Genomic DNA, 16,445 nt, shown 5'->3' with positions numbered 1-16,445 from the left:
GGACCGGCCCGACGAAGCGCCTCCGGTCGTGCGGAAGGACCCACCATCCCCGGTCGCGTCGAGGAGGGCGGGTCCGCCGGGATCAGCCCGGTCCGGGGCGGACGTCGTCGCGGTCGTTGGAGTCGGGGACGTCGCCGGGCAAGGTGATCGGGTTCGGCGTCGGGCCGGGGCTCCACCAGCCCCAGTGGTCCTCGGTGCGGGTGCGTGCGGCGGCGGAGGCGGGCAGCGCGTCGGGTTCGTACGGGTGCACGGCGTAGAGCGAGCCCCAGTCGGTGCTCATGTCGTTGCGCAGGTAGGTCGGCAGCTCGGTCATGCTCGTGGCCACGTTGAGGTAGCCGAACGGCCCGCCCGCGTCCGGCGCGGACCAGCCCTGGCCGGTGCCCCGCACGTCCCCGCCGCCGGAGATCCGGTAGCGGGGCAGGTCGGCGATGCCGTGGTGGATCGTGGTCACGTTCAAGCAGGGGTGGGCCATCGCCGCGGGCCACTCGACGAACGCCGGAGCGTCGCCGATGACGTCGGTCATCACCGACAGGCGGGGTGCGCGCGGGGCGCTGACGGCCATCCAGCCGTCCTCGCTGAGCGCGCGGTCACGGGCGACGATGCGCACCCGCGTGGCCTCGGCGGGAGCCGCGACGCGGTGATCGCGCCAGTGCCGCTCGCCGTCCTGCGCCAGCGGCGCGCTGTCGAGGACCTCGAAGCCGTCCTCGGTGTCCCGGCCGAACTCGGCGTTCAGCGAATTCGTGCCGGAGGTGGTTCCGGCCGCGCTCACCACGATCGGCACCTCACCGCTGCGCGCCCGCTCCGGCAGGGCGTACCAAGGGGTGCGCAACCGGCCGGTGCCGGTCGGCGAACCGTAGGTCCCCCACACCGGGGCGCGGTCGGTGCCGAAGCGGTGCGGCGGGGTCCAGAACGGCTGGCCGGTGTCGGGATTCTTGGTGCCGGGCAGCGCGTTCGGCCGGAAACCGGTGTCCACCGGACGCAGCCGCTCGTCGGCCGATTCGTCCTCTTCGGACGGTGCGTCGGGGACGGCGGTCGCGGGCTGGTGCGGTGCGATGGCGAGCATCCCGGCGATCGGATCGTTCTCGACGTGGACCGAATCGGACAGGCCGCAGCTCGCGCCCGCCAGCTGGCGGACGTTGTCGGTGGCGAGGTTGTAGGTGTCCCAGCGCTCGGGGATCGCCTTGGCCAGCGAGGCGAGTTCGGCGAGCATCAGCAGCGCGCACACGATCGACAGCGGCGCGCTGCCGAGGCGCAGCCCTCGGGAACGGTCCTCCTCGACGACGACCGGCGGGGTGCGCTCGTCGAGCTTGAGGTGCTCCACCAGCGCCAGCACGAGCGCGCCCGCCGCGATCACCAGGATGCCGGTGCTGAACTGGTACCCGCCGATCGACGGCGGCTTGTCGAACCACGGCACGCCCCATCCGGAGACGTACCACCAGGCGTTGGTGCCGGTGAACGCGAACGCCAGCACCACCATCAGCCCGGCGAAGAACACCGCGCGGTTGCGCCGGGAGCGCAGCACGGTGCTGCTGGTGGCCAGCGCCGTCATCGCCGCCACCGCGCCGCCGACCGCGGCGATGACGCCGAAGTGGTGGGTGTGCTTGGTGGGGGTGAGCGCCAGCGCCACGAAGTACAGCGCCGCGACGGTCAGCAGCCGTCTGCTCGGCCCGAGCGCGGCCCCGCGGATCCGGCCGCGGCGCAGCAGCACCGCCGTGCAGGTCGCCAGGCACAGCGCCAGCAGCAGCACCGGGAACCGGCGGGTGAGCGAACCGTCCGGGGACTGGCCGAACAGCAGCGCGTAGCGGCTGAGCTCCTCGAACCAGGACTGCGACGGGCCGATCTCCGAGCGCACCTCGGCCGAGTCGACCACCGCCTGCCACGGCTGGTCGGAGAACGCCGCGACCAGCACCAGCACGCCCGACGCGGCGATCGGGGCGAGCACCGCGGTCCACCCGAACCGCTCCGCGCGGCGGCGCACCAGCAGCACCAGCGGTTTCGCCGCCGCGAGGAACGGCAGCGCCGCGACCATGCCGTGCGGGTTCACCCCGACCGCGAACGCGGCGATGAGCAGCCCGAGCGCGGCGGGAGCGAGCCGGTGGGTGGCGACCGCGTACTCCACGGCGCACAGCGCGAGCAGCGAGAGCACGACCACGACCGGCTCCGGCCGCAGCCCGTTGTCGTAGGGCAGCCAGCAGGCCAGGAACACCGCCGCCGCGGCCCACCCGGCGGCGCGGCTGCGCCGGACGCGCTGCCCGAGCCGGGGCAGCACGAACCGGCTCATCAGGAACCAGCTCAGCAGGCCCATGCCCAGCGCGGGCAACCGGATCCACGGCGTCGCGGTGGAGAAAGCCACCCAGCGGGCCTGCAGTTCGACGAACCAGCCCATCGGCGCGACGGGGCCGGAGAACCAGCGGTAGAAGTCGTTGACGTACCCCAGGTCGTCGCGGGCGCGCGCCATGGTGAGGAAGTAGCCGTCGTCGGCGGTCATCGCGCCGATCAGCCACCACGCCAGCAGTGCCGCGGTCACCGCGGCGTCGCGCCCGGTGAACCGCCACCGCCCGCGCGCCCGCCGGACCGGGATGCGCCCGGCGGAGGTGTCGATGCGGTGCAGCGCCCACAGCGCGACCCCGCAGCCGAGCACGGCGAGCGCCATGGCCGCGATCTTCAGCGGGGTGGGGTGGCTGTTGTAGCGGTCGTCGACCTCGGCGGAGAAGGACAGCCCGCGAACGTCGTCGACCGCACCGTCCACATCGGAATGGATGCCGGTCAGCTGCGGCCGCGCGTCGCCCGGGACGTGGGCGAACCGCTCGCCGCCGACTTCGGCGCTGGTGGCCGTGCCGTCGGAGTGCACGCTGATCGCGCAGTCACCGGCGGGCAGCGGCGCGGTGCCGAGCTGCTGGCCCTGCGAGAGCAGGCGCAGGGTGCCGTCGTGCACTTCCAGCCGCAGGCCGGTGAGCGTGCCGTACTCCGCCGCGGGCGGATTCGTGCTCAGCAGCACCGCCGGTTCGGCGCTGCGCGCGTCCAGGGAGCGGGCCGTGGCGCACGGCACGTCCAGGTCGAGCCGCAGCGGCTGGTAGGCGGCCAGCGGCGCCGACACGGCCTGCGTTCCGGCGGCCGTCGGCCAGTGCAGCTCGGTGACCTCGTAGCGGACCGGCAGGAACGGCACCAGCAGCGCCGCCAGCACTCCCAGCAGTCCGGACACCGCTGCGATCCGCCGCAGCGCTCGTTCGGACGGCTTCGGTTCACGCATCGGTCATCGCCTCTCCGTTCGCGTCCCGTGCGGGGGCCCGCACCGCGGACGCCGTGGCCGCCGCGCATCCGACGAGCACCAGCACGACGATCATCGCGTACCGGAGTCCGAAGTGGTCACCGAGGAAGCCGAGCATCGGCGGACCCACCAGGAAGGCAAGATATCCGGCCGTCGCGACCGCGCTCACCCTGGCCGTCGAGTCACCGTCGCCGTCCCCGGCGGCGGAGATCGCCAGCGGGAATCCCAGCGAGGTGCCGAGCCCCCAGAGCACCACGCCGGCGACCGCGACCGCGGGCGACCCCGTGAAGATCACCAGGGCGATGCCGATCCCCGCGCACAGCGCGCCGGCGCGCACGACCGGCGCCCGCCCGAAGCGGCGCACCAGCCCGGAACCGGCGAACCGGCCCGCGGTCATCGCGGCGGCGAACGCGGTGAACAGCAAGGCGCCCAGCACGGGGTCGAAGCCGTGCGCGTCGACCATGAGCAGCGGGAGCCAGTCGTTCGCGGAGCCCTCGGCCAGCGCCATGCCCAGCACGACGCAGCCGATGAGCGCGATCCGCGGTTGCGACCACAGGGCGATCTGCTGGCGGGCGGCCACGCCGATCCCGCGCCCCGTCGCGCCGCGCTCCTGCCCGAACCCGGCGGGCAGCGCGGGCGCGGCGACCGCGGTGGCCGCGGCGCCGAGCACGGCGACGCCCGCGAGGTGCGCTCCGACGCCGATTCCGGCGTGGGCGAAGGCCAATCCGAGCAGCGAGCCCAGAACGGTCCCGGCGCTGTAGGTGCCGTGCAGCAGCGGCAGCAGCGGTCGAGCGGCGAGCCGTTCGACTTCGGCCCCTTCGATGTTCAGGGCGACGTCGGAGCAACCCATGCCGAGTCCGAACAGCAGCAGGCCCGCGAACGCGCCGGGGGCGGCGCCGAGCGCGGTGAACCCGCCGAGCACCGCGAGTCCCGCGACCACGAAACCCGTGCTCACGGCGATCACGGGTTTGGTGCCGCTGCGCCGCACCAGCGGGCCCGCGGCGAGGATGCCGGTCATCGACCCGATCGAGAGTCCGAACAGCACCAGGCCCATCTCGCCGGTCGAGGCGGCGAGCGCGTCCCTGATGGCGGGGGTGCGGGTGACCCAGGAGGCCAGCCCGACGCCGACCAGGAAGAAGATCAGCAGCAGCGCTCGGCGTCGAGCGCGCGTGCCGGTGCGGGCCGTGGGCGCGCCGCTTCCCTTGTGTTCGGTCATGGTTCCCCCGGCGAAGCGCGGTGTGGCGGATTCGTGCGCCCGCGAAGTCCCGGACGGCGATGGGCACGACCGTACAGGAGATGTGTACGACCGTACGCAACGCGGGGCCGGTCTCTTCGCGGCGTGCGAGACCCGGGCAGCGCGCGGCGATCCGGGTCGTCTACGGTCTGCTGGGGTGACGGGGGAAACGCCGAGGCCGCGCCGGTTCGACCCGGAACGGCGGGCGCGCATCATCGACGCCGTGCTGGGCCTCATCGCCGACGAAGGCGTCGCAGGCACCTCGCACCGGAAGGTGGCCACCCGCGCCGACGTGCCGCTCGGCTCGATGACCTACCACTTCGCCAGCATGGACGAGTTGCTGCGCGAAGCGTTCTCCCGGTTCACCGGCGCGGTGATCGACCGGTTCGAAGTCCGCTTGGCAGCGGCTCGCGGCATCGACGAGGCGCGGCTGGCCGTGGCCGACATCATCCACGAGGACGTGTTCACCACCCGCGACGACGTCGTGCTCACCCACGAGCTCTACGCCCTGGCGGCCCGCGAACCCGCCTACCGCGAACTGATCAGCGAGTGGATGCGCCGCAGCCAGGAGGCGCTGGGGCGGCACTTCGCCCCCGACATCGCCCGCGAGATCGACGCGCTCATCGAGGGGCTGACGATCCACCGGGCGCTCGGCTCCGGCGGTCTCGACCGCGAACGAACCCTCGACGCCATCCACCGCCTCACTGCGGTCGACTCTTAGCCGTTCTCGGCTTGCGTAGGGGTCGGGTGGCGGAACCTCAGTCGTCTTCTCGCTGCGCCCCTGGCCGGTGTGGCAGTTTTTTCCCGAGTGGCTCCGCCACGAGGGAAAAAGCCGTCCTCGCGAGAAGAACGCTGAGAACCCGCGGCGGGTCTTCTTGCTCAGGCTGGTCACTGCTCAGCGGCTTCGCCGCTGACAGGATGAAGATCAACGGCGCCCGCTCGCCTGGATCAGGGGTGGGTGGTGCGGGTCCGCGAGGGCGTCGGCTCGTCGCCGTCCGCGCGGGCCGGGGCGGCACCGGTGACTCCCGCGAGGGCGACCGGGGGAGCGGCAGGTGGGGCGTCCGGTCGGGCGGTGTCGAGGGAGCGGAACGCCGGCGCGGCTAGCGCTACGACGGCGGTGAGCGCGGCGAGCCCGGCCAGCGCGGCACCGGCGGCGGGCAGCCCGGCGGTGGCGGCGATCGCCGCGAGCGGGGCGCTGGTGAGCGCGGGTGCGCCGAGCATGACCGTGTTCTGCGCGCCCAGGACGCGGCCGCGCATCGCGTCCGGCGTCGCCTCGACCGTCAGCACCCCGAGCACCGCCGACACCGGAGCGTTGGTGAATCCGACCAGCATCGCGCCGCCGAGCACGATCCACGGCGCGGCCATGCTCCCGACGGCGGCGAATCCGGCGAGGATGCCGAGCATGCCGAGGACGAACCAGGTGCGGCGCCGGACCCGCCCGGAAGTGACGGCGTAGAGCGCGGATCCGGCGATGCTGCCCGCCGCGAGCGCGCTCAACGTCAACCCGGTGAACCCCGGCAGGCCCGCGCCGGTGAAGTAGGCGGGCATCAGCGTCGTCTGCAGCGAGCTCAGGACGGCCACGAGCACCGCGCTGACCAGGGTGGCGCCGCGCAGCAGCGGGTCGGAGATCAAGAATCGCCAGGAGGTCGCCAGGTCGGCCACCGCTCGCCGCGCGGGCGAGCCCGCCGTGGCCGTCCGCGGCGGGACGACTCCGGCGCGCGGGTCGAGCACGACCGTGCTGCACGCGGCGAGCATGCTCGTCGCGGCCGTCGTCAGCAGCAGCGCGGGCGACAGCCCGAACACCCCGACGAGCAGCCCGCCGAGCCCGGGACCGGCCAGCAGCAGGACGTTGCCCACCGTCTCCCGGGTGGCGATCAGCCGATCCATCCGCCCCGCCGTGACGGGGCCGAGCCGGGCGAGGGCGGGCAGCAGCGCTTCCCGCGCGGTCATGCCCGGCACGCGGATCACCGCCCCGATCACGCCCAGCACGAGGAAGGCGGTCATGTTCAGCCCGGCCACCGCGTCGACCACGGGCAGCGCCGCCACCGACAGCGCGGCGAGCAGGTCCGCGACGATCGACACGGTGCGCCGATCGATCCGATCGACCACCAGCCCGGACACCAGCCCGGTCCCGGCCGACGCCGCCGTGGACACCGTGGCGAGCAACCCGGCCGCGAGCACGTCACCGGTGCGCTCCAGCACGAGCAGCGGCAGCACCGCGCTCGCGATTCCCTGACCCAGCAAGGAAGAACCGTACGAGGCGAAGTAGATCGCCGGACTGCGACGCACACCATCCTCCAGCAGACGACGGGCCTCGCGACGACGATCCGGGCGGAGGGGTTCCGCGCACCGGAGGGCTCGTTGTCGCGGGGACACCTCAGCGGGCAACGGCTCCGCCCGCGTTCGCGGCGCCGGTCGTGCCGTCGTCGGCCGGGGGAGCCGCGCTCAGGAGATGCCGTGCCGTCGCGGCATGCTCAAGTTCCGTCCGCCGACTGTGCGCAAGGCCACTCGCGGGGAGGTGCGGGAATCCGGGCCGAGGCGGGGCTCGACCCGGACTCCGGCGGGGGGTCGGCGCCGGTGGGTCACCAGACGGCGGGAACGAGGCGGGGACGGCCCTGCGCGTAGGCGGGGTACTCGTCGAGCCGCATCAAGGTGTTCTCCTCGACCAGGATCCGCCAGATGATGGCCGGGACCATCAGCGCCACGAACAGGATCGGGCTGACCGGGTTGAAGAACACGACCACCACGCCGAGGTGGGCGAGCACCATTCCGGCGTAGGACGGGTGGCGCACGAACCGGTACGGTCCTGATTGGATGATCTGGTGCTCGGCCACCGTGCGGACCCGGTGCGAGTAGAACCGCCCGAGCTGCTGGATGGAACCGAGCCGCAGCACCACTCCGGCGACGAACGCCACCGCGGCCAGCACGCGCAGCGCGCTCCAGTCCTCCCACGCCGAGGGCAGGAACACCAGCGTGCCCAGCACCAGCATGCGGGAGATCCCGTAGAGCTGGAGGCTTCCCCGGTCGCCCGAGCTCGTCTCCTGGGTCGCGCTCTGGAAGGTGATGCGGATTTCCAGCAGAATCCAGGCGAAGTAGGCGACCAGCACCGCGACGCCCAGCAGATCACCTCGCGAGCCGTGGGACCAGGTGCCCCAGCCCAGCATCGCGGTGGCGCAGACGAACAGCGCGGGCGGGAAGAGGCTTTCGAGCCTGCCGAGCATGGACGATCCTTTCCGTCAGTGCTGCGACCAGCGCAGGTGCTGGTAGATGCGGGGCGCGGCGACGAGACCGTCGATGGACACCGAGCCGACCACGCCGTCGGCGGCTTCGAGTTCCACTACGACGTCGATCCGCCTGCGGTGCAACGACATCCGCGAAGTGCGCAGCCGCAGCGGCTCGTCGGCGGCCACCGGGCGGCGCTGTTCGTAGCCGACCGCGGAGAAGACGTACTTCCAGTCGTCGGGGATCTCCCACACCGCGTGCCCGATGAAGGTGGTGAGCTGGCGCGCGGCCTCGATGAGCTCCACCGGTGAGCGGTGCGCCGCGTCGCGGCGCCGCAGCGGGTGGTCCGCGGCGAGGTCGAGGATCTCGGCGGCCGATCCGTCCGGCCCGGCGACGACGCCGCCGATCGCGACGTTGTCCGTGCGGTGCCGGTGCACGAGCGCCCGGTCGACGGGGGCCGGTTCCGGTCCGCGCACCGGGGGAACGGCCGGTGCGGGCGGCATCTCCCGCAGCACCACGTGCCCGTCGGCGAGGTCCGCGTCCCGTGCGGAGAACCGCAGCGCGCACCGCTCGGAACCGTCGGAGGTCTGGGTGAGCCGCACGTCCACGGGTTCGTCGATCTCGCCGAAGCGGTGGAACTTCACGTGCATTTCCGCGACGTGGCCCGGAAGGGACGCCGTGGCGAGGTCCACCGCGCCGTCCAGCAGCAGCGTGGCGGGCAGGTGGTCCAGCGGGTGGTCGAAGTAGAAGGTGTCCTGCTGATCGGCGATCAGCGTTCCTTCCAACGTGAGCACCAGCGAATCGAGCGCCAAGGTCATAGTCGCCTCCCGCGCCTCGATAACATTTCGATCTTCATGTTTTCCTTTATAGGTGCGGCAGGTCTGGGGCTTTCCTTAGATCGTCCGCCGCATTTCCGAGACTGCGCGGAGGCGCAATTATCGGACTCCGGTGGCGCGTTCATTCGCGCGTTCGGGTCGAATGCGGGAATTGGTTCCGCAACCTGTCCGCAATGCTCTGATCGCGATTCGCGAAGAAATCTCGTTGCGCCGTTCGGCCCTGGTGCTCGTGCGCCCTTCGGCCCGTCACGGGGTCCACCGGTTGTGCGCGACCACCTCCTCCACCGGGCCGCGCGGGGGACGTCCGGAGGGCTGCGGCCCCAGGCGGTGCGCGACGGGGATCAGCGCGACCTGGGTGACCTCGTCGAAGGGGATGCCCAGCAGGTCGGCGACCTCGCGTTCGCGGGCGAGGTGCACCGTGGTCAGCGCGGTGCTGAGCTCCCTGGCGCGCGCGGCGAGCATGAAGCTCCACACGGCGGGGTAGATCGAGCCGTAGAAGCTCGATCGCTTCGCCGGGGGCGCGTCGGCCGCGAGCCTGCCCCGGGAGCACACCAGCACGAGCGCGGGCACGTCGGCGAGCCGTTCCGCGAGCGCTCGTGCGGCGGCGGTGTTCGCGTTCTCGGGCTTGTCCGCGAGGTATTCCGCCGAAGCCTCCCGATAATGGCGGGCGACCTGTTCCTTCACCTCGGCGTCGTCGAGGACGAGGAATCGCCAGTCCTGCCGGTTCCCGCCATTCGGTGCGCACGTCGCGAGCCGCAGGCATTCCCGGATCAGTTCGGGGTCCACCGGGCGCGCGAGGTCCAGGCGCCGCCGGACCGTCCGCGTCGTCGTGAGCGCCTGGTCGAGATCCACCGCAGCCTCCTCCGCCGAGATCGCCGCACCGTCCGCCCGGAGTCCACGCAGGACGGTCTGCGAGCGCTCCCGCGGAGCACCTGGTTTTCACCGTGCCAGCGGGTTTGTGGTGATTCACCTAGTCTTCGCCCGGCTAGTGTGGATCTTGGCCAATCGCAGCCGTCGCATGCCCGCCGCGCGCCGGCGCCGAAGCCGGTCGACGTTCTCCCGGCAGTCGCGCCACCGGTTCGGCGGTCCCGCGCGACCCGGTCGGGCCGCGGGTGCTCAGCGCCCGGCCCGTCGCGAATCCGTGCGGTGCACCTGGCGCTGCGTCGCTCCACCGCGAGCGAATCCACTGCGGACGTCGACGGCGTCCGGCACATCGAGGGAGTTCGTCCGTGATCGAGACCCTGGACCATCCGATGCTCCCGGAACGGGTCGGCTGGAAGTTCGCCCGGCTCAAGACCTTGCGCGACGACGGCGTCACGGTGCCCCCGCTGTTCTGCCTCACCGGTGAGCTGTTCACCCGCTCCGTGTCTGCCGGTGCCGTCAAGGAAGCCTTGGGGGAGCTGGACTTCGACGACTGGCACGCCCTGCGCGAAGCCTCGCGGCGGGCCCGCGAGACGATCCTCAGCGGCGGGCTCGGCGCGGAAGGCGAGCGGTTGCTCGCCGACGCGCTCAGCACGACCTTCGACGCCGACTCCGTTGTCGCCGTGCGCGCGTCCATGGTGGGCGCCCGCCCCGAAGAGGGCGAGGACTCCGCCGAGCACGCCTTCGCCGGCATGAGCGACAGTTACCTGTACGTGCCCGTCGCGCAGGTCCGCGACGCCGTGCTCAAGTGCTGGGCGTCGGCGTTCAACCCCGAGGGGCTGCTCTACCGCCACCGGCAGGGGTTGTCGCTGGACCGGATCTCCGTCGCGGTCGGCGTGCAGCAGATGGTGTTCGGCGAGCGCTCCATGGTCCTGTTCACCTGCGACCCGACCAGCTACGCCAAGGACACCGTGATCAGCGCGGGCTGGGGCATCGGGGAAGGCGTGGTGGCCGAGAAGACCCCGACCGACCACTACTTCCTGCACGGCCAGTCCGGCGAGCTGCGCCGGGTGGTCGTGCAGAAGCCGGAAATGGTGACCTTCGACGCCGAGCGCGGCCACGGCACCAGGATCGCGCCGGTGCCGCAGGAACGGCGGGACGCGCCGGTGCTCAGCGACGACGAAGTGCGGGAGCTGTCCGCGCTGGGCGACCGCATCGAGGGGTTGTTCGGCAGCCCGCAGGACATCGAGGCCACGATCACGCCCGACGGCGCGGTGCACGTGCTGCAGTCCCGGCCGATCACCATGAACCCCGGCCACTACCGCGTGTTCAGCAGCGCCAACGTCTCGGAGAGCTTCCCCGGCACCACGACGCCGATGACGTACTCCGTGGCCCGCCGGTTCTACTGGCTGCTCAACCACGACTACCTGCGCCGCTGCGGAGTTCCCGCCCGCGAGCTGCACGACCTGCACGAGACGATGACCCGGCTGGTCGCGTTCATCGACGGGCGGATCTACCACAACATCAGCTCGTTCCTGCGCGAACTGGCGGTGTTCCCGCTGTTCGACGGGATGCGCCGGGACTGGGAGCGGCTGGTCGCCGAGCTGGACAACAGCTACTACCACTCCGACGGGCGCGGCAAGGACCTGCGCGCGCAGCTGACCCGGTCGGCGAAGCTCGTCGGCGGCTGGGCGCGGGCGGGGTTGAACTACGCCACGATGGCGCGGGACTTCGCCGCGTTCGAGACCGAGTGGACCGAGCTCCTGCGCAGCAGGCGCGGCGACCGGTTCACCGAGGCGCACCCGCTGACCCTCGTCGACGACTACCGCGAAGTGTGGCGCAGCGCCGGGAACCTCTGGGGCATCACGCTCATCAACTACCAGTTCATGCTGATCGTGCACGGTCGGCTGGAGCGCCTGCTGAAGAAGTGGGGCGTCGGCGACACCGACACGTTGTTCAGCCAGCTGCTCTGCGGCGGCAAGCAGCTGCGCGGCGCGGAGATCGCGCTCAGCGCCGTGCGGCTGGGCGAGCAGGTCCGCGCCGACGCCGACCTGGACCTGCTGTTCCGGACCAAGCCGCCGGAGGAGATCTGGGAGCGGCTGCGCGCCGGTGAGCTGCCCGCCGAGTTCACCACCTCGGTGGACGCGCACTTGAACCGGTACGGCGACCGCGGGCTCGAAGAGCTCAAGCTGGAACGGCCCAACCTGCGCGAGCAGCCGTGGGAACTGCTGCGCCTGGCCGGGCAGTACGCCGCCCGCGGCGTCGTCGCGGCCGAGATGGAGCGCACCGAGCACGAGACGCGGCTGGCCGGTGAGCAGCGGCTGAAGGAGGCGCTGCCCTCGGCGGCGCGGCGCAAGGTCGTGCTGGGCCTGTTCGACCGCCTGCGCACCTTCCTCTACTACCGCGAAGCGGGCCGCTACCAGCGCAGCGAGCTGTTCGGCTACAGCAAGCAGGTGATCAAGGCGTTGGGCGGTCACCTGCAGCAGCGCGGGGTGCTCGCCGATGCCCAGGACGTGTTCTGGCTCGACGTGGAGGAACTGCTCGGGTTCTTCGACGGCTCCGGCACCACCCACGACCTCGCCGGTCTCGTCGAAGTGCGGCGCGGCGACCACGAACGCGCCCAGCGGCGCCGGCCGCAGCGCGAGTTCTCCACGGCGGACGTGGTCGGCTTGTCGATCCCGGAGGTCGTCGACGTCCCGCAGGAGACCGAGGTGCCCGAGTCCGCTGACGGCGTCATGCGCGGCCTCGGCTCGTGCCCCGGCAAGGTCCGCGGGCGGGCGCGGGTCGTGCTCGACCCGTCGTTCGCCGACGACCTCGACGAGGGCGACGTGCTCATCGCCCGCGAGACCGATCCGGGATGGCTGTACCTGATGCTGGCGGCGAAGGGCATCGTGGTGGAGCGCGGCAGCCTGCTGTCGCACACCGCCATCACCGGCCGCAAGTTCGGCATCCCGACCATCGTCGCCGTGCCGGGCGCCGTCGAGCGCATCCCCGACGGCGCGACCGTGGAGCTCGACGGCGTGGCCGGAACTGTGCGGGTGGTCGAATGATCGCGGTGTTCTGGCGGTTCTTCACCAAGCGCTTCCCACCGCGCAAGTACGTCTTCTACGTGTCGATGCTGGTGGCGGCGGTGCTGTCCGCGCTGGCGCCGCTGCGGACCGAGCCGGGGCCGGGCCTGGTCGCTGCGGTCGGCGCGGCGGTGGCGCTGTTCGCGCTGCTGTTCTTCCTGCGCGCGGTGGACGAGGTGAAGGACCGCGACTACGACCGCGAGTTCAACCCGCGCCGCCCCGTCGTCACCGGTGAGGTGACGACGACCGACATCAGGACCTACCTGCTGGTCTCCGCGGCGGTGGCGCTGGCCGCCGCCGCGGTGGCGGGACTCGCGCCGGTGCTGGTGGCGGTCGCGGCGATGGCGTTCTCGCTGTTCCTGTGCTGGCTGGAGACGAGCTGGGACCGGTTCGACGCGAGCATGTGGCGCAACATCGCGCTCACCGTCCAGCTCAAGACGGTGCTGCTGTGCCTCGTCGTCGCGCTCGGCCCGTCGGTGCCGGTGGTGCCGACGGCGCTGGTGCTGCTCTCGATCGTGCTCGGCTACCTGCACTGGGAGATCGCGCGAAAGACCGTCCGCGCCGAATTCGCCCTGTCCGGCGAGAAGCTGTACTCGACGGCGGCCGGCGCGGCCGGGGCGTTGACGGTCGTGGGCGTGCTGCAGGTCCTGGCGTGCGGGTTGCAGGCGGTCGTCGCGGTGAGCGCCGGCCAGGCCGGTCCGCAGCTGCTGCTGTTCCTGCTGCCGCTGCCGTTCACGGCGTGCGGCCTGGTCAAGTTCGCCAGGACCACCGGCGAGCGCTACGCCCCCGCCGGGTGGACGCTGCTCGGCTACATCGCCCTGCTGGCGAGCATGATCCTGTTCCGCCTCACCACCTGGTGAGGCGGACGCCCGGGGCGGCCCCGTCGAGTGGCGGGGCCGCCGCCTCCGGGCGCGTTCGGGGTGAGAACCTGTGCGGGTGAGTGCGAATCCCTGCCCGTGCGGACTCGGTGAGCCGTTCGCGACCTGCTGCGGCCCGTTGCACGCGGGCGAGCGCAAGGCCGCGACGGCCGAGCAGCTCATGCGGTCGCGCTACGCGGCGTTCGCCGTCGGCGACGCCGCCTACCTGCTGGCGACCTGGCACCCGTCGACCCGCCCGGCGGAGCTCGACCTCGACCCCGAGCAGCGCTGGGTGCGCCTCGACGTCCTCGACCGCACCGGCGGCGGCCCGTTCGACACCGAGGGCACCGTGACCTTCCGCGCGCACTACCACCTGCACGGCCGGGCGGGCTCGCTCACCGAGCACTCCCGCTTCACCCGGGCGGACAAGTCCTGGACCTACGTCGACGGCGACCACGACTAGCCGGAGCCCTGCCGTCACGGTGTGGACGATTCCCGCGATCTCGCGAGAAATCGAACCACCGAACGAGGCGAACTCCGTCCTCCGCGCCCCTTCCGGACGACGGCGAAGAGTTGCCCTGCCCATAGGGACGGTCGGGAGCCGCAGCAGGCCCGCGCGCTCGGCCAGGTGCCGGGCGACGTGCTCGGCGACCGCGGCCGGGATCTCGGGCCACGTGAGCTCTCCCCAGGACGTCATCAGCACCTCGCACGACGGATCGAGCGGGTCCCTTCGACCGAGTACACGATCCTGGGCGGTACCGGCCAGGACCGGCCCCGAGAAGGAGGAAGGGGCGCAGGTCGTCTCGAACCGAGTCCTCCGTGGACTCCGCGCTCGATGCCGGGCAGTGGTGCCCGTCACGGCGCTCCGGGCTTGAGCATGCCGTGGCGGCACGGCCTTTCCTGGTCGCAGCGGACCCGCCGCTGCGAACACCGAGGAGGGGACAGCGCCATGGCACTGCCCGAACGGATCACCGTCGAGGACTTCTTCCGGCCACCGGAGCGCGCCGGCGCGTCGATCTCGCCCGACGGCACCCGGATCGCCTACCTGGCGCCGTGGAAGAACAGGCTCAACGTCTGGATCGAGGACCTCGACGGGCGCGCCGAACCGCGGTGCGTGACCGCCGACGAACGCCGCACCGTCCAGCACTACGCGTGGACCGACGACCCGCGCTGGCTGCTGTACTTGCAGGACGACGACGGCGACGAGAACTGGCACGTGTTCCGCGTCGACCTGGACGAGCCCGACGCGCCCGCGGTCGACCTGACGCCGTTCCCCGGCGCGGCGGCCGTCGGCCTCGTGCTCCCCGCTGCGCGACCGGGCAAGGCGGTGCTGCAGCTCAACGCTCGCGACGCCGCCGAGTTCGACCTGCACGAGCTCGACATCGCCACCGGTGAGCTCACGACCCTGGCCCGCAACCCCGGCCCGGTGCTCGACTGGCTCTACGCGGGGGAGGGCCGGCTGTTCGCCCAGACCCTGACCGAGGACGGCGACCTCGCGCTGTCCCGCCGCGACGGCGACACGGGCGAACTGCACCGCATCACGACCTTCGACGGCGCCGACCACCCGATGAGCATCTTCCCGTTCGAGGCCACGCCGGACGGGACCGCCGCCTGGATCGGCTCCAACCGGGGAACCGACCGCACCCGCCTGGTCCGGCTCGACCTGACCACCGGCGAGGAGACCGAAGTCGACTCGCACCCAGAGTTCGACCTCGACACCCGCGCCGCGGTCTTCGCCGCGCTGCCCTCCCCGCTGATCCGGCACCGGCGCACGGGCGAACTGCTGGGGGCTCGCTACCTCGGCAGCCGCCAGGTGATCCGCGCGCTGGACGCGGGATTCGCCGAGGTGCTGGCGAACCTGGAGTCGCTGTCCGACGGGACCCTCGCCGCGGTGTCCTGCGACGAGGACGGCCGCCGCTGGGTCGTGTCGTTCACCCACGACCGCGAAGCGGGGCTGACCTGGTTCTACGATCACGAGACGGGGGAGCGGCGGCTGCTGTTCCGGCCGAACCCGCACCTGGACCCCGACGCGATGGCCCCGATGACGCCGGTGACGATCCCCGCCCGCGACGGGCTGCCGCTGCCGTCGTACCTGACGCTGCCCGTGGGCATCGAGCCCGCCGGGCTGCCGCTGGTCCTGATGGTCCACGGCGGACCGTGGGCCCGTGACTCCTGGGGCTTCGACAAGAGCGTGCAGCTGATGGCCAACCGGGGGTACGCGGTGCTGCAGGTGAACTTCCGCGGCTCGTCGGGCTTCGGCAAGCACCACATGCGTTCCGCGGTCGGGGAGTTCGCCGGTGCCATGCACGACGACCTGATCGACGCGGTCGACTGGGCCGTGGCGCAGGGCTACGCCGACCCGGACCGGGTCGCGATCTTCGGCGGCTCCTACGGGGGCTACGCCACCTTGGTCGGCGTCACGTTCACCCCGGACCGGTTCGCCGCGGCGGTGGACTACGTCGGGATCTCCGACCTGGCGAACTTCATGCGCACGGTGCCGGACATGGCCAAGCCCGCCCTGATCAACAACTGGTACCACTACGTCGGCGACCCGTCCGACCCGGCGCAGGAGGCGGACATGCGCGCCCGCTCGCCGATCACCCGCGTCGACGAGATCCGCACACCGCTGATGGTCGTCCAAGGCGCCAACGACGTCCGCGTCGTGCAGGCCGAGTCCGACAACCTCGTCGAGGCGCTGCGCGCCCGCGGTGTCGAGGTCGACTACCTCGTCTTCGACGACGAGGGGCACCTGTTCACCAACCCGGACAACCTGATCGCGATGTTCCACGCCGCCGACCGCTTCCTCGGTGAACACCTGGGAGGACGAGAAGCTCAGGGCTGAGGGGGCTCTCGGCTTGGCCTGCGTAGGGGTCGGGTGGCGGAACTTCAGCGGTTTCCTCGCCGCGGGATCTTTTTCCCAGTGGCTCCGCCACGAGGAGAAAAGCCGTCCTCGCGAGGAAACCGCTGAGAACCCGCCGGTGGTCGTTCCGCTCAAGCCGGTCACTGCTCGGCGGCTCCGCCACTGACACGACAAAGATCAAAAGATCCTTTTGAATTCCCCTGAGCGCACGATTCGGCCGGTGCCTTGCCAGGGGCGGA

The 16,445-nt window shown here is 72.1% G+C and carries 11 protein-coding genes; 5 read left to right on the top strand and 6 right to left on the bottom strand.

From position 1 onward, the window contains the following. Positions 1–82: 82 nt before the first annotated feature. The gene (locus BJ969_RS16875) at positions 83–3,250 is read right to left on the bottom strand and encodes an arabinosyltransferase domain-containing protein (RefSeq protein ID WP_184479860.1); all 3,168 of its coding nucleotides are present in this window, start codon (positions 3,248–3,250) and stop codon (positions 83–85) included. Further along, positions 3,243–4,484: an MFS transporter gene (locus BJ969_RS16870; RefSeq protein WP_184479859.1), complete on the bottom strand. Its 1,242-nt coding sequence runs from the start codon at positions 4,482–4,484 to the stop codon at positions 3,243–3,245. Before BJ969_RS16870 ends, BJ969_RS16875 begins: the two co-directional genes overlap by 8 nt. Before the next feature lie 175 nt (positions 4,485–4,659). Between BJ969_RS16870 and BJ969_RS16865 the strand changes: the two genes are divergently transcribed. Beyond that, complete coding sequence (locus tag BJ969_RS16865) at positions 4,660–5,223, top strand: TetR/AcrR family transcriptional regulator (RefSeq protein ID WP_343071451.1); 564 nt, start codon at positions 4,660–4,662, stop codon at positions 5,221–5,223. 227 nt (positions 5,224–5,450) lie between these two features. Here BJ969_RS16865 and BJ969_RS16860 read toward each other — a convergent pair whose 3' ends face one another. From BJ969_RS16860 to BJ969_RS16845, 4 genes are all read right to left on the bottom strand, one after another. Continuing rightward, entirely contained in the window at positions 5,451–6,791 is a 1,341-nt protein-coding gene (locus tag BJ969_RS16860) for an MFS transporter (protein ID WP_184479857.1), read from the bottom strand. A gap of 293 nt (positions 6,792–7,084) precedes the next feature. After that, entirely contained in the window at positions 7,085–7,723 is a 639-nt protein-coding gene (locus tag BJ969_RS16855; RefSeq protein WP_184479856.1) for a methyltransferase family protein, read from the bottom strand. A gap of 15 nt (positions 7,724–7,738) precedes the next feature. Then, on the bottom strand, positions 7,739–8,542 hold the full coding sequence (locus BJ969_RS16850) for an AfsA-related hotdog domain-containing protein (protein ID WP_184479855.1): 804 nt from the start codon (positions 8,540–8,542) through the stop codon (positions 7,739–7,741). A gap of 264 nt (positions 8,543–8,806) precedes the next feature. Then, on the bottom strand, positions 8,807–9,412 hold the full coding sequence (locus BJ969_RS16845; RefSeq protein ID WP_221315851.1) for a nitroreductase family protein: 606 nt from the start codon (positions 9,410–9,412) through the stop codon (positions 8,807–8,809). A gap of 377 nt (positions 9,413–9,789) precedes the next feature. On the opposite strand from BJ969_RS16845, the gene BJ969_RS16840 reads away from it, so the two are divergent. The 4 genes from BJ969_RS16840 (at position 9,790) to BJ969_RS16825 (ending at position 16,188) form a co-directional block, all read left to right on the top strand. Next, positions 9,790–12,471: a PEP/pyruvate-binding domain-containing protein gene (locus tag BJ969_RS16840; protein WP_184479854.1), complete on the top strand. Its 2,682-nt coding sequence runs from the start codon at positions 9,790–9,792 to the stop codon at positions 12,469–12,471. Then, entirely contained in the window at positions 12,468–13,349 is an 882-nt protein-coding gene (locus BJ969_RS16835; protein WP_184479853.1) for a UbiA family prenyltransferase, read from the top strand. Before BJ969_RS16840 ends, BJ969_RS16835 begins: the two co-directional genes overlap by 4 nt. Positions 13,350–13,425: 76 nt before the next feature. Next, positions 13,426–13,809, top strand: a complete 384-nt coding sequence (locus BJ969_RS16830) for a YchJ family protein (protein ID WP_343071450.1) — start codon at positions 13,426–13,428, stop codon at positions 13,807–13,809. 486 nt (positions 13,810–14,295) lie between these two features. After that, the gene (locus BJ969_RS16825) at positions 14,296–16,188 is read left to right on the top strand and encodes a S9 family peptidase (RefSeq protein WP_184479851.1); all 1,893 of its coding nucleotides are present in this window, start codon (positions 14,296–14,298) and stop codon (positions 16,186–16,188) included. Positions 16,189–16,445: the final 257 nt, after the last annotated feature.

It is taken from the genome of Saccharopolyspora gloriosae (assembly GCF_014203325.1).
Taxonomy (GTDB): Bacteria; Actinomycetota; Actinomycetes; order Mycobacteriales; family Pseudonocardiaceae; genus Saccharopolyspora_C; species Saccharopolyspora_C gloriosae.
This window is presented reverse-complemented; position numbering and strand designations above follow the sequence as displayed.

Bases quoted from the DNA above. Each gene is read 5' to 3' on its own strand.
- BJ969_RS16850 (WP_184479855.1), bottom strand. From the start codon at position 8,542: ATGACCTTGGCGCTCGATTCGCTGGTGCTCACGTTGGAAGGAACGCTG.
- BJ969_RS16835 (WP_184479853.1), top strand. From the start codon at position 12,468: ATGATCGCGGTGTTCTGGCGGTTCTTCACCAAGCGCTTCCCACCGCGC.
- BJ969_RS16870 (WP_184479859.1), bottom strand. From the start codon at position 4,484: ATGACCGAACACAAGGGAAGCGGCGCGCCCACGGCCCGCACCGGCACG.
- BJ969_RS16875 (WP_184479860.1), bottom strand. From the start codon at position 3,250: ATGCGTGAACCGAAGCCGTCCGAACGAGCGCTGCGGCGGATCGCAGCG.
- BJ969_RS16825 (WP_184479851.1), top strand. From the start codon at position 14,296: ATGGCACTGCCCGAACGGATCACCGTCGAGGACTTCTTCCGGCCACCG.
- BJ969_RS16855 (WP_184479856.1), bottom strand. From the start codon at position 7,723: ATGCTCGGCAGGCTCGAAAGCCTCTTCCCGCCCGCGCTGTTCGTCTGC.